This is a genomic window from Lujinxingia sediminis, from assembly GCF_004005565.1.
Lineage (GTDB): Bacteria > Myxococcota_A > Bradymonadia > Bradymonadales > Bradymonadaceae > Lujinxingia > Lujinxingia sediminis.
In genome coordinates, this window is sequence record NZ_SADD01000014.1 from 89,460 (window position 1) to 102,059 (window position 12,600).

Consider the following 12,600-nt stretch of genomic DNA (forward strand, 5'->3'; position numbering starts at 1 on the left):
ATCTCCTGTCAACCTGACGTCTGACGCGACCTTTGAACGACTCTACAAGAGGCGTCGGGGGTCGCGCGTGTTTGCCCGAGCAAAGTCGGGCGAGTGGGCCCACCTGGGTTCGAACCAGGGACCAGCCGGTTATGAGCCGGCGGCTCTACCACTGAGCTATAGGCCCAGGTAACCGGGCCAGTAAGGCCCTTATCGTGCGTCGAACGAACCCTTAGCAGGGTGTTGCTATTTCGATCCTGCTAAGTCTGCAGCGGTAAATCCTGCGCCGCAGCAGGCCAAGTGTCATAACGAAAGGGCCCCCGGGGTGCAAGCGGCTTTTCGAAGACCTCCCCCCTCCCGGGAATATTCGCGCGGAATCTAAGTGCCCGTAGTTATTGATAAATAATCACACTGTGGGGAGGGTTTAGCGCGACGCATTGATTTTTTGTGGCGCGTACGATCCTCATGCGCAGGGGGATTTGAGGCGATCTTCGGCGCGCGATCACCGGGTGAATCAGGGCCTTTTGAAGCTAAGTTATGGACTTCTCGATGTTTTTCTGACGGGCCGATTCGGGTCCGAAAAAAAAGATGCACAAGGGTGCACAAACACCTTGACGACCCACCGACCCTCTCCTATTGTCCGGCTCCGCTTCGAGGAGAAAGGGTTCACACCCTGGCCCCGAGGCCTCCTGAAACGGGCGCATAGCTCAGCTGGGAGAGCGGCGGCCTTACAAGCCGTAGGTCACAGGTTCGAACCCTGTTGCGCCCATCGCGACCTGTAAGGTTGTTTGAAAAGTAGGAACTACGGGGTAGTAGTTCAGTTGGTTAGAATGCCGGCCTGTCACGCCGGAGGTCGCGGGTTCGAGTCCCGTCTACCCCGCTCACTTAGCGCAAGTTAAGTGACGCAACGCAGTACAATTTGAGAACTACGGGGTAGTAGTTCAGTTGGTTAGAATGCCGGCCTGTCACGCCGGAGGTCGCGGGTTCGAGTCCCGTCTACCCCGCTCATCAAGAGCCACCCACATGTTGTGGGTGGCTTTTTGCGTTGGTACGTCGGTTGACAGCGGGTGGTGCCCGCTCGCAGAGTGGGCCGGCGCGCCGGGCGCGCTTCTTTGCTGAGGTGTCGATGTATCGTTTTCCGACAACGCTTTCTCCCATCGCGATGCTGGCGCTGGCGCTGATGTTGAGCGCGTGCCAGAGCACGCCGACGGCAAGACCGGGGGCCTCCGAGTGGGCCTCCGCGGGTGGAATGCCAGCCGGAGCGCTGGCGCGCGCGTCGATGCCCGAGGGCGGTCCGGCCGGATGGGATGAGGCCGGGGGTGTCGCAACATCGGCCAACTCCGGCATCTTTACCACCGCCTACCGGTTGTATTCGCGGCACCTCACCGCGGTGGACGGGCCGCGCTGCGAACATCGCCCCACCTGCTCGCGTTATGCCTACGAGGCCGTGCAACATCACGGCTTTTTGCTGGGTTCCTGGTTGGCCGTCGATCGTCTGATGCGATCCAACAGCTCCAGCGTCTTGCGGCGCCTGCCGATCGAGAAGATCGAAGAGGGCTCCGTCTACTACCGCGATCCGATCGAAGATAATGACTTCTTCCTCTAGCCGGACACAGAACGAGAAGAGGGCGTATTGCCGCCGGGGAGTGGGCCTGCTGCTGCTGATGGTGCTGGCCGCCGGGGTGGGGTGCGCCGAGTCGGAGCGGGGGGCGGGCACGGAGCCCTTGCGTCCGCTGGTCTACACCGAGCATCCCGATCTCACGCCTGAAGGGGCCGCGGTGCGCGAGGGCCGCCTTCTGCGGGAACTTCGTCAGGGGGCCGAACTCAGCGGCGGGTGGGGGCGCCTGGAGACTGAGAGCGATCGGGAGATGCCCCTGATCTCGGAGGGCGAGGCGTTGGGAGAGGCGATCTTTGAGGCGCTGACCACCCGCGATGAGGCTCTCTGGGATCACCTCTACATCGCGCCCGAAAGCTACGCGCAGCTCGTGAAGGTCAGTCCGGAGAAGGCCCACGAGTTTGTTGATGTGCAGATGGGCGGGGCGCTGCAAACCTGGGAGATTTTCACGCCGACCCGTAGCTCCGAGGGGGCCGACGGGGGGCTGGGCGAACTTCTGGAGCTTGAGGGGCTGGAGCTTGGCGAGGGGCGCACCGTCAACGGGCCTGTCGCAAAGGAAGATGAGCGTGTCGTCCAGCACTGGGGCAACGTGCTGCGTCTGCGCTATGCCGAGGCCGATGTGGTCTTTGAGCTGCGCATCTCGCGCATCTTCCGTGTGCCTTCACCGCAAGACCCCACCCGCGAGGTGCTCGTTCTGGCCTCCCCGGTGGAGGCCGACCGCCGCCTGCGCACGCTGGTAGCGCTGGGATTGCATCTGAAGCCCGAACTTCTGCGCAGTCGCGAGTATCCCTTCCCCCTTAAAGAGGGGAACTTCTGGAGGTTTCGGCGCTACAACCGTGCGCTGGGGCAGGAGGAGGTCGATCCGCTGGAGATCGCCGTGGGTGGGCAGGCGGCTGCCGGCACCCCGCGCAGCCCCGAGGTCATCATGGAGGTGCTCGGGGTGGAACAGTACGGCACCTGGCGACTGGTGCATGTGATGCGCTCGTATGAAGACGCCGATTTTACACGAGCGCACGAGCGCTGGGTGCTCACTCCGCGGCGCATCTACGTGTGCAATACCCGCTGTCAGGCGCGGATCGACGATCTGAGCTATCTGTTGGAGTATTTTGAGTATCAGGTGCCGATTTTCAGTTTTCCGCTTGAGCCGGGTCAGGGTTGGGGGCGAGCAGGGCTGGGGGCGGAGGAGGGCACCTTTGTCGTCGACGAGAGCTGGCATCGTGTGGAGACGCCGGCTGGCGGCTTTGTGGGCACGTACGCCATTGAGGGGACCGGGCCGCTGACGCAGTCGAGCCCGTACTTCCGGCTTCCCGACCAGCGTCGTTATTTTGCGCCGGGACGAGGGGTGGTGCGCCGGGAGCTGCGCGAGCCGGATGCGCGGGGCAATCTCATTGATGTGGTCGAAGATCTGGTCGAATACCGCATCATGCCCTGAGCCGCTCTTCAGTGAGCCGAATCATCGAGAAGTTGGCGCAGGGCGCGCTCGATCGCGAAGACGTGAGGGTCGTCGGCACCCTCGGCGCGCAGGGCGTCGGCCAGGCGCAGCACATACTCGGTGTTCGGGCCGCTGGGGCCGTGGCTGTGCAGCACCTGGTGGGCGATCGCTTCCACCGGGGCTTCTCCCAGGTAGTGGGGGTTGTCGCGGGTGGCCAGGTAGACAAGCGCTTCGTCGATCAGCGGAGCGTCGTGCGCGGGAGAAAAGACCGGCAAAAGATGGCGTTGGTAGCCACCCTGCTCGCGCACATCGAGCTCGCCGAGGATGCGCGCGTGCTCGGCCGCACCGAGCTTGAAAGCCACCCCGAAGGTGGAGGCCCGGGGGTCGGGAAGGAGGGTGACCACGCGTCCCGGGGCGTCGGGGACACCTCGATGGTCGGGCGAGCCCTGGTAGAAGACGCGACGAAAACCGCGAATGATGCCGGGCAGGCGCGCCTCATAGTTAAAGCCGGGGCGCCAGATCAGCGAGCCGTAACCGAAGATCCACATCGTGAATGACCGCGTAAGGGAAAGGGGGAGGGCCGGCGCTGTTGAAGAGGCGGTCGGCCTGTGTCTCCCTGACTTTTAAGGCGCTGCGGGGCGATGTCCAGCGTCGAGGTCGTCGTCGGGGCGAAGCTCATGGAGCAGGCGCTGGCCGTGGGCATCGAGGAAGGCCGCGAGTTCGGCGTACCAGTCGCCGAAGGTATCGAGTTGAAGGCGTTGGAGCTCCAGGTTCTCCAGCACCGAGTAGGATGGGCGTCGCGCCGCCGCTCCCCAACTCGCGGAGTCAACCGGTCGCAGGCGAGGGCGCAGGTCGAGATGGTCGAAGAGGGCGCGGGCGAAGTCAAACCAGGAGCACTGCCCCTGGGCGGTGGCGTGAAAGATGCCGAAATCATCGCGCGTGGACAGGGCGATGGCGACCTCGGCCAGGGTGCGGGCGGGCGTGGGCGTGACGACCTGATCGTTGACGATGGCCACCGGCTCGGGGCCCTGTCCCAGTCGCAGCATGGCGCGTACGAAGTTGGGATGGGAGGGGCCATAGAGCCCACAGCTGCGCAGCACCACCGTGCGCGGGTTATGCTGCAACGCCAGGCGTTCACCCAGAAGTTTGCTGCGTCCGTACACCGAGAGTGGATTGGGCTGGTCATCCTCCTCAATGGGACGGTTGTGGCCGTCGCCGAAGACATAGTCGGTGGAGAAGTGCACCAGGGTGATCTGGCGCTCGGCGCAGGCGTGCGCTAAAAAGCCCACGCCCAGGGCGTTGGTACGAAAGGCGGCCTGGGGCTCGTGTTCGGCCCGGTCCACCTGGGTGAAGGCCCCGGCGTTAAAGATCCGGGTAACCCCAGGATGGCGCTCTAAGGTCGCCTCAATGCTGTGGGGATCGTCGAGGTTGCACTGCTCCAGGTTGACGCCCACAGCGGCTTCGCCGCCGGCTTTCAGCGCGGCCATAAGTTCGCTTCCCAGCTGCCCGGCGCTGGCAATCACGATGGTCGAGACCATAATCTCCCCCCTCCTCAAGATGATGGTGACAGCGCCCCTCGCAGACTCGAAGAGCATAGGATAAACCTAAACACCGTCAGGCCAACCTCCCAGCTCCTCGGCTTAGCCGGCGGCGATTCAGATGCGATGGGGACGTCTCTATGTTTGTGATCAAACGCGCTTTTGCGATGCTGCTCTTACCCCTGGGAATGGTCGCCGCGCTCATCATCGTGGGGCTTGTCGTGTGGTGGCGCTGGCCGCAGAGCCGCCTGGGCCCCCTGCTGATCATCGGGGCAACCGCCGGGCTGCTCTTTGGCAGCTGCTCGCCGGGTGCCAACCTGATGCTGCGCCCCCTGGAGGAGCGCTACCCGCCCCTGCTCGATGTCGATGCTCAGGAGTATACCGGGGTCGATTACGTGATGGTTCTGGGGGCGGGATTTGTCGACGATGAGCGCTATCCTCTGGTCGCTCAGATTCACGAAGAAGGTGTGATGCGCCTGGTCGAAGGCATCCGCATCTTGCGAAAACTTCCCCACGCAAAGCTCGTCGTCAGCGGGGGCACACGCAAAGGGGGGCGCACCAACGCCGAGGCCACCCGCCAGCTCGCCATCGATCTGGGTGTGGCGCCGGAGCGCATTCTGATCGCCAACAGCGCCCTTGATACCGCTCAGGAGGCCGAGGCCTTTGAGGCGATGGCTGGCCCCGGTGCGTCGCTGATCCTTGTGACCAGCGCCTCGCATATGCCTCGGGCGATGCAGCTCTTTGAGCGTCGCGGGCTCAGGCCCACCGCCGCGCCCTGCGCTCACCGCGTGATCGAAGGGCAGGGCGGTGGGCTGTGGCCCAACGCCACCCACCTGCGAAAGACCGAGCGTGCGTTCTACGAGTGGGCAGGTCGGCTCTTTGTGAGCCTCGGGGGAGATTGAGTGTGAGCGGTGGACTGGTTGATGAGTTCGGGGGTGTTTATCATTAGTGAAGGCGCCTCCTTCAGGTCTCTGTGACCAGGCGGGGCGCGCTGCCTGAATCCGAAGGCAGGGGGCACGTTCAGACGCCGTTGGGCGCCGGTCTGCAGCTCTGCTCATCATGGTCGGGTCTTCGGCGAGCATCTTCGCCACATCGTATATTGGGGGGGCCCGGGCTATTGCCAAGGGAGGACGTCGCATGAAGGTGCTCATCACCGGTGCCGGCGCGCTGCTCGGTCAGGGGATCATCCGAGCTCTGCGTGCTACCACGCTTGATGCCACGATCATTGCTGTTGACCCGAGTCCGCTGGCCGCGGGCCTCTACTGGGCGCATCGCGCTCATCTGGTACCACTGGCGGCGGACCCGGAGTTTCTGCCGCAGTTCGAGGCGATCCTCGCCAGCGAGAGCCCCGATGTGGTGTTGGTGGGGACCGATGTAGAACTGCGTCTGCTTGCCGCCCATCGCGCTCGTCTCGAAGAGACCTACCACACCCGGCTGCTCATCAGCCCCGAGCAGGTCGTGGCGATCGCCGAAGATAAATGGCGAACCTACGAGTTTTTGCGCGACCGCGGCCTGGGCTGTCCGGTTTCAGCGCTGCCGGGCGATGTCGGACAACTCATAGAGGCGGTGGGATTTCCGTTGATCGTCAAACCGAGGGTGGGATGTCGCTCGGTCGGGGTCTACAAGGTCAACGACGAAGCCGAATTGGAGCGCGCGCTGGCGTTGGAGCCTGACCCTGTCATTCAGGAGTGCGTTGCCACCCCTTTTGACGAGTACACCGCCGGAGCCCTGGTCTTTGAGGGACGCTGCGAGGCCTCCATTGTGATGCGCCGCCTGCTCCGCGATGGCAACACCTACCAGGGCTTTGTGGCGCCTTATCCCGAGCTCAACGCCCAGGTGCGCGAGATCGCCGAGGCGCTGGGGGCCTTCGGGCCGGTCAATGTTCAGTTTCGTCTCGACGGCGAGCGCGTCAAAGTCTTCGAGATCAACGCGCGCTTCTCCGGCACCACTCCGCTGCGCGCCTGCGCGGGCTTTAACGAAGTGGAGATCGCGCTGCGACATCTCCTCTATGGCGAGCCGGTGGTGCAGCCCCCGGTGCAGTCGATGACGATATTGCGCCACTGGGCCGAGACGATCGTCACCGAAGATGTGGCGCAGGCGACTCAATCCCTGCTCTCACCAAGCCTGGCCGGGATGCGCGCCGCGCTGGGAATCCTCTGGTGAAGTGAGCGCCTGACAGCGCGTTGTTTCGACCTCGAACGCCTGGCACATCAAACAACAGCGCCGCAGCCTCTTGAGGCTGCGGCGCTGTTGTTTGCAGAAGTCTAAGTGTCTGAATGTAGACGTGAATCAGGCGCCTCTGCGTGCCGAGTTGGAAGTGTTGCCGGCGGAGGGGGAGGAGGCTTCGTTGCCCATAAACTCGGGCATGGTCGTGTGTCCACTCTGGTTGATGCCTTCGCGGGCGAAGACTTTGCCGACGGTGCCCAGCAGGATCTTCAGGTCGAGAGACAGCGAGCGGTGGTCGACGTACCAGACATCCAGGGCAAACTTCTGCTCCCAGCTCAGGGCGTTGCGCCCGTTGATCTGCGCCCAGCCTGTGACGCCGGGTCGTACCTCGTGGCGACGCGCCTGCTCCGAGCTGTAACGAGGCAGGTAGCGCATGAGAAGAGGGCGCGGTCCCACAAGGCTCATCTCGCCACGAAGCACGTTGATAAGCGTGGGGAGTTCATCAAGGCTCGTCGAGCGCAGAAACTGCCCCACCGGGGTCATTCGGCTCGCCTCACTGCCGATATCATCCTGGTCGGGAGCCGAGAGGCGCATGGTGCGAAACTTGATCAGCTCAAAGGGCTCGCCACCGAGGCCGGGGCGTTGCTGTCGAAAGAAGAGCGGTCGGCCCATGGTGGCGTACACCGCCGCCGCGCTCGCAGCGAGCACCGGGGCCGTAGCCACCAGCCCGGCGCCGGCGGCGACAACATCGATCGTGCGTTTGAGGTGGTCGTACAGGGGCATGGGCGCTCCTCAGCAAAGGGTCGGGCAGGAGGGTAGCTGATCTTGCACGATGAACAAGAGGCCGCCAGGCGAGACGCACGTCTGGGGCTGACGCTTACTACGCCGTGAGCCAACGTTGACGCCATGTCTGCTGCATGGAGAGCACCCTGAGCAGCGTTGCAACTAAAGCATCGCCTGCGCTTTGCGCCTTGCTCAGATCACTCTCAATCTCGCATCCAAAGGCGTCAACATGGCCACACGGCGTTATAGCTCAAACGTTGAATGTGCGGTTGCGGCGCGGCTAGCCCGCGAGTCGCGGGGGCTGGTGAGCCGCGCCGCGTTCAACGCTCGCCGGCGCGCACCACGCGCTGATCTTCGAGGTTCTGCAGGATGTGGGAGCCGTTGCCCACGACGACATCGGCACCCACGCGCACCCCCAGAAAGATCGTGGCACCCATGCCCACCACAGAACGGGGTCCCACCTGAACCCCCCCGGCCAGGAGCGCGCCGGGGGTGAGGTGGGCGTGGTCTTCGATGATGCAGTCGTGGCTGACGACCACATTGCTGTTGATGATGGTGTTGTCGCCCAGGCGCACGCAGGAGCTGACCACGGCACCGGCGAAGATCTGGTTGCCCTGGCCCATCTGCGCCGATGATTCGACTGCGGCGCGGGGGTGAATGAGGTTGGGCATCAAGAAGCCTTCGCGCTTGAGACGAGCGAAGAGTTCGGCGCGCAGTGCGTTGTGGGTGACCGCGCCGACGCCCAGGGCGGCCAGGCGCACGCCGCGCTCTCGGAGCCCGGCGAACATCGAAGCGTCGCCGAGCACCGGCACGCCCAGCAGCTCGTCGGGGCGGTCGGGGGCGTCATCAATGATGCCGATGATGCGTAGATCGCGTCGACCTTCCCGCACCATATCGATGACCACGCGGGCGTGGCCGCCGGCGCCGTAGATCACGATGGCGTCTCCGCCGCCACCGACCTCGATGTCGGTGTGGGCCCGGGCTGCCTGATCGCCGGGCGCGCGCAGCGCGCCCGGGCCCCGGCCCAGGTGCGCCAGGATATCGCGTTCGGTGAGGATGCCCTCGTGGGGGATGGTGCGAAGATCGACCTCATACTCACTGGCCAGAGCCGCGGCGCGGCGAGTGGCCCGCGGAAGATCGCTCCCGGCCTGGGCCCCGGCATCGGCCTGGGGGGAGGAGAGGTGTACGGGCTCGTCGGCCGTCGCCGTCAGCGCGCAGAGGGGCTGACCGACTTTTGCGCGCTGGCCTTCACGCACCCCCAGCGCGCGCACAAATCCATCGCAGGGGGCCTCCACATCGGCGGTGGCCTTGGTGGACTCCAGGGTGCAGAGCACCTGACCGCGCTCAACCTCCTGGCCTTCGTCGACATGAACTTCAATGACCTCCACTTCATCTTCGTTGGCGTTGAGCATCGGGATGTGTAGCCATTCCATGAGTGTCCTCAGTGCAAAACATCGATGGGGTCAGCGTGGCGGTGTGCTCGGAGCAAGTCTATTTCAGGGGCTCAGCCGGTGGCGCTTCGGGAGGCGGCAGTTGGCAGAACGCGGCGCATCGCTGCGAGAAGATCGTCGACATCGGGAAGGGTTGCCGCCTCCAGCGCCGTGCTGTTGGCGATGGGCAGGTTGAGCGCGGAAACTCGCTGTGGTTGGGCGCGCAGCGCGGCCCAGGCCGCCGCCGGCAGCGCGCTGATGACCTCCGCGCCGAACCCACCGGCTCCCGGCGACTCTTCGGCCACCACGAGATGTCCGCTGCGTGCAACGGATTGCGCAATCGCATCCATCTCCAGAGGTTGAATGGAGGTGGGCATCACCACTTCACAGTAGCGCTCATCTTCGATGAGCAGGCGCTCGGCCGCCTCCACCGCAAGCTCAGCCATCCCGCCGTAGGCAACCAGCGTGACGTCGGCCATCTCAAAGCTCCCGAAACTTAAGCTGACGCTGGGGTAGGGGCCTGGACTGACGCGCGCGTCCATCGCCTCGCAACGCCCCCCCTGGATCGGTCGCTGACGCCGCGCGTACATCTTTTTGTTCTCCACAAAGAGCACCGGACGCCGGTCGTAGCGGGTGGCCGTCTCCAGCAGCCGTCCGCTGTCCACAAAGGGGTTTGTAGCCACGATCGCCAGGCCCGGCGCCCCCAGAAAGTGCTTTTCCAGCGTCTGGCTATGGGTGGGGCCGTAGCCGCGCCGCCCCCCCATGGGCAGGCGCACGACCAGCGGCACATCGACCTTCTCGTTGTATATCCAGGCGTACTTGGCCCCGTGGTTGATCAGCTGATCGGCAGCCAGGAGCACAAAGTCGCCGAACATGATCTCGACCACCGGGAGCAGGCCCCCCATGGCCATGCCGATGGCCACTCCCACAAAACCCGCCTCCGAGATCGGGGTCGTCCACACCCGATCTTCAAACGCGGTGGAAAGTCCCCGGCTCACTTTGAAGGCCCCGCCGTAAGGATCGAGAAGATCTTCACCGATAAGATGCACGCGTTCGTCGGTCTGCATCATGCGATGCAACGCTTGATTTAGAGACTCCAACACAGTCTGGCTCATCGCCGGCTCCCGGTTCGGGTGAAAAGGTTCGGCCTGTTGCCTCGGCGCGCGTTGCGACTCAGGTCTGTGGGCCGGGCATCCCCCGCAGGAGAGGATCGTCGAGCTGCTCCACGGCGGGCTGCGCCTGGGCTTCTGCGGCTTCAAATGCCTCGAATAACCGCGCTTCCACCGCCTCTTCGATGGCCCGGGCGCGCTCCTCACTGACGCGCTGGCGTTGTTTCGGCAGCGGGTCATCGGCACGCCGGGCCTCGATCTCTTCGGCAGGTCGGTGATCATCGCTGCGGGAGTGGTGGCAGAGGCGATAGGTGTGGATCACCTCCAGCCGGGGACGCACGCTCTGGCGAACCTCCTCAATGATGCCCTCAAAATGAGTGTAGATGGCCTCGGCGTCGGTCGATTCGATCGCGCCGGCCTCCATCCCGAAGGCCCGCGCCCGCTCCAGCATAGAGCCGGCGACCTCCCGGTGGCTCGGCGTGGACTGAGCCCAGCCGTTATCTTCCAGCACCACCAAAAGCGGAGCTCCCCACAGACTGGCCATGTTCAGGCATTCGTAGAGCACGCCCTGACCCAGGGTGCCGTCGCCGATAAAGACCACCGCCACCGCATCCTCGCCACGCACCCTCTTTGCCAGCGAGAGCCCCAGCGCTCCGGGAACGATGCCCCCCTGAATGCCATTGGTATAAAAGCCCCCGTCGCAGATGTGCTGGCTGCCGCCGCGCCCGCCCACAAGCCCTCCTGCGCGCCCCATCAGTTCGGCGGCCAGAGCCTCGGGCTTGTCGCCCCAGACCAGATAATGGCCGTGGCAGCGGTGGTTGCTGAAGACGACATCCCCGGCGCGAAGATGATTGATCACCCCCACCGCGTCAGCCTCCTGACCGATGTAGGCGTGGGTCGTGCCCACCAGCAAGCCCCGATCAAAGCGTTCCAGGAGCTGCTCTTCAAAACGGCGGATCAGGCGCATCTGAGCGTAGAGCTTCTCGCTGAGCGGGCCCTCCATCTGCGCAAAACGCGCCCGCGGATCGATACGCTCCTCCTGGTAATCAGACTGCCCCGTACGCTCTCTTGCGACCATCCTCTCCCCCTTGTGGCTTCGGGCACCGAGAAGCCCGCTCTCGTCCCCGTATCCCCGGCGCGGTCCGGGCTGGTGTGCGACTCAAAACAGGGCGTTTGACCGCTTCACATCTGGTGCGACGCCCCTACCTCAAAGCTCTGCTCAGCCTGCGCGCTGGCGACGGCACGCGCTGGCGACGGCACGCGCTGGTCTGCGCCCCCCGCCCTCTGCTACGCTCCTAAATGCGGCGCACCACGGGCACCTCCACAGCACCGCGTTCCGGTCTGCGCCGCCGCGCCACGATCCCACCTCCATCCCGCTCCTCTGGCGCCCATGACGCTCGCCATCTTCATTCACGACAGCATCTTCTACCCCCATCGCCATCAGATGTGGGCCCCCGGCACCCCCGACCGCCGCACCTGGGAGCCCTACCTGGAGGTCTTCGACAGGCTCACCGTCGCCGGCCGCCTGCGACCCACACCCCCGCCTGCGGGGGCCTCGCGCGCCGACCGCCCCGGGGTGAACTTCGTCGCGCTCCCCGATCTGGCCAGCCCCGCTCGCTGGCTCACCCGTATGCCCCGGGCCATCGACACGATCGATGCCCTCATCGCTCCGGCCGACCTGATCATCGCGCGCACCAGCGTGCTGGGCAACCTGGCGGCCTTCTGCGCGCTGCGCGCTCAAAAAAACCTCCTCCTCGAAGTCGTCGGCTGCCCCCTGGGCGCGTACTGGCATCACGGCTCAATCTCCGGAAAAATCTACGCACCGCTGGCCGCCCTTCAAACCCGCGCCCTGGCCGCGCGCGCCCCTTTTGTGCACTACGTCACCCGCCACTACCTCCAGCGCCGCTATCCGGCCACCGGGCATACTCTGGCGCTGAGTGATGCCCGCATTGCGTCTCCCGACAGGGCCGTGTTGCGCCGCCGTCTGGCCCGCATCGACGCCGGGCTCACCTCCCCGGCGCGCGTGGGCATGATCGCCGCCTACGATCTGCACTACAAAGGCCTCGACGTGGTGCTCAATGCCCTGCGCCTGCTCCCCGAGCGCCTGCGCCCCTCGCTGCATATCGTCGGCTGCGGTGAGCCAGCCCCCTGGCTTGCACGCGCCCGAAGGCTGGGACTCGGGGGACGTCTGCATTTTGAGGGCGTGCTCCCCCGCCAGGATGTTTTCGACTGGCTCGACACCCTCGATCTCTATGTACAGCCCAGCCGCGAAGACGCGCTTCCCCGCGCGGTCGTCGAGGCTCTCTCCCGCGCGGTACCCACCCTGGGAAGCAGCGCGGGCGGGCTGCCCGAGCTTCTGCCCGACGACGCGCTTCACCCCCCCGGTGACGCCGAATCACTCGCCGGCGACTTGAGGCGCTACCTCACCTCCCCGGCCCTCTTGCGAGCTGCGGCAACCCGGGGCGTTGAGACCGCCCGCAAAGTTGCAGACCCGGCCCGCGCCGCAGAACATCACGACTTTCTGCGCCGGGCTGCCGGCTTTGCTTAA

The 12,600-nt window shown here is 65.1% G+C and carries 12 protein-coding genes and 4 tRNA genes; 9 read left to right on the forward strand and 7 right to left on the reverse strand.

Annotation, left to right across the window (positions count from 1 at the left end):
* Nucleotides 1–94 precede the first annotated feature (94 nt).
* Nucleotides 95–166: transfer RNA gene (locus EA187_RS17695), tRNA-Ile, on the reverse strand.
* A 509-nt stretch (nucleotides 167–675) separates the two neighbouring features.
* Here EA187_RS17695 and EA187_RS17700 point away from each other — a divergent pair.
* The 5 genes from EA187_RS17700 to EA187_RS17720 all read left to right on the forward strand — a co-directional run bounded on the left by EA187_RS17700 (nucleotide 676) and on the right by EA187_RS17720 (nucleotide 3,026).
* Nucleotides 676–748 (forward strand) — tRNA-Val (locus tag EA187_RS17700).
* Between the two features lie 37 nt (nucleotides 749–785).
* Nucleotides 786–859 (forward strand) — tRNA-Asp (locus EA187_RS17705).
* 50 nt (nucleotides 860–909) lie between these two features.
* Nucleotides 910–983 (forward strand) — tRNA-Asp (locus tag EA187_RS17710).
* A 122-nt stretch (nucleotides 984–1,105) separates the two neighbouring features.
* Nucleotides 1,106–1,585, forward strand: coding sequence for a membrane protein insertion efficiency factor YidD (yidD, locus tag EA187_RS17715; protein WP_206524413.1), 480 nt, complete (start codon nucleotides 1,106–1,108; stop codon nucleotides 1,583–1,585).
* Nucleotides 1,569–3,026, forward strand: coding sequence for a hypothetical protein (locus EA187_RS17720; RefSeq protein ID WP_127781116.1), 1,458 nt, complete (start codon nucleotides 1,569–1,571; stop codon nucleotides 3,024–3,026). Before yidD ends, EA187_RS17720 begins: the two co-directional genes overlap by 17 nt.
* Nucleotides 3,027–3,034: 8 nt before the next feature.
* Here the strand turns inward: EA187_RS17720 and EA187_RS17725 are convergent, their stop codons facing one another.
* Together EA187_RS17725 and rfbD are read right to left on the reverse strand one after the other, a co-directional pair.
* Nucleotides 3,035–3,574, reverse strand: coding sequence for a gamma-glutamylcyclotransferase (locus tag EA187_RS17725; protein WP_115607423.1), 540 nt, complete (start codon nucleotides 3,572–3,574; stop codon nucleotides 3,035–3,037).
* Nucleotides 3,575–3,649: 75 nt separating this feature from the next.
* Nucleotides 3,650–4,564 carry a dTDP-4-dehydrorhamnose reductase gene (gene rfbD, locus EA187_RS17730; RefSeq protein ID WP_164856378.1) on the reverse strand — a complete coding sequence of 305 codons (915 nt, stop codon included), beginning with the start codon at nucleotides 4,562–4,564 and terminating at the stop codon, nucleotides 3,650–3,652.
* Nucleotides 4,565–4,704: 140 nt separating this feature from the next.
* On the opposite strand from rfbD, the gene EA187_RS17735 reads away from it, so the two are divergent.
* Both EA187_RS17735 and EA187_RS17740 read left to right on the forward strand, forming a co-directional pair.
* The gene (locus tag EA187_RS17735) at nucleotides 4,705–5,466 is read left to right on the forward strand and encodes an ElyC/SanA/YdcF family protein (protein ID WP_127781118.1); all 762 of its coding nucleotides are present in this window, start codon (nucleotides 4,705–4,707) and stop codon (nucleotides 5,464–5,466) included.
* Nucleotides 5,467–5,701: 235 nt separating this feature from the next.
* Nucleotides 5,702–6,727, forward strand: coding sequence for an ATP-grasp domain-containing protein (locus EA187_RS17740; RefSeq protein WP_127781119.1), 1,026 nt, complete (start codon nucleotides 5,702–5,704; stop codon nucleotides 6,725–6,727).
* A gap of 126 nt (nucleotides 6,728–6,853) precedes the next feature.
* Here EA187_RS17740 and EA187_RS17745 read toward each other — a convergent pair whose 3' ends face one another.
* The 4 genes from EA187_RS17745 to EA187_RS17760 form a co-directional block, all read right to left on the reverse strand.
* Nucleotides 6,854–7,513 (reverse strand): sugar transferase, encoded by a 660-nt coding sequence (locus tag EA187_RS17745; RefSeq protein WP_127781120.1) that lies wholly within the window; start codon nucleotides 7,511–7,513, stop codon nucleotides 6,854–6,856.
* A 320-nt stretch (nucleotides 7,514–7,833) separates the two neighbouring features.
* Nucleotides 7,834–8,946: a NeuD/PglB/VioB family sugar acetyltransferase gene (locus tag EA187_RS17750; RefSeq protein ID WP_115607414.1), complete on the reverse strand. Its 1,113-nt coding sequence runs from the start codon at nucleotides 8,944–8,946 to the stop codon at nucleotides 7,834–7,836.
* A gap of 71 nt (nucleotides 8,947–9,017) precedes the next feature.
* Nucleotides 9,018–10,058 (reverse strand): alpha-ketoacid dehydrogenase subunit beta, encoded by a 1,041-nt coding sequence (locus EA187_RS17755; protein ID WP_127781121.1) that lies wholly within the window; start codon nucleotides 10,056–10,058, stop codon nucleotides 9,018–9,020.
* A gap of 58 nt (nucleotides 10,059–10,116) precedes the next feature.
* Nucleotides 10,117–11,130, reverse strand: a complete 1,014-nt coding sequence (locus tag EA187_RS17760) for a thiamine pyrophosphate-dependent dehydrogenase E1 component subunit alpha (protein ID WP_115607410.1) — start codon at nucleotides 11,128–11,130, stop codon at nucleotides 10,117–10,119.
* A gap of 95 nt (nucleotides 11,131–11,225) precedes the next feature.
* On the opposite strand from EA187_RS17760, the gene EA187_RS21010 reads away from it, so the two are divergent.
* Together EA187_RS21010 and EA187_RS17765 are read left to right on the forward strand one after the other, a co-directional pair.
* Complete coding sequence (locus EA187_RS21010; RefSeq protein WP_283808563.1) at nucleotides 11,226–11,351, forward strand: hypothetical protein; 126 nt, start codon at nucleotides 11,226–11,228, stop codon at nucleotides 11,349–11,351.
* Between the two features lie 91 nt (nucleotides 11,352–11,442).
* Nucleotides 11,443–12,600 (forward strand): glycosyltransferase family 4 protein, encoded by a 1,158-nt coding sequence (locus EA187_RS17765; protein WP_127781122.1) that lies wholly within the window; start codon nucleotides 11,443–11,445, stop codon nucleotides 12,598–12,600.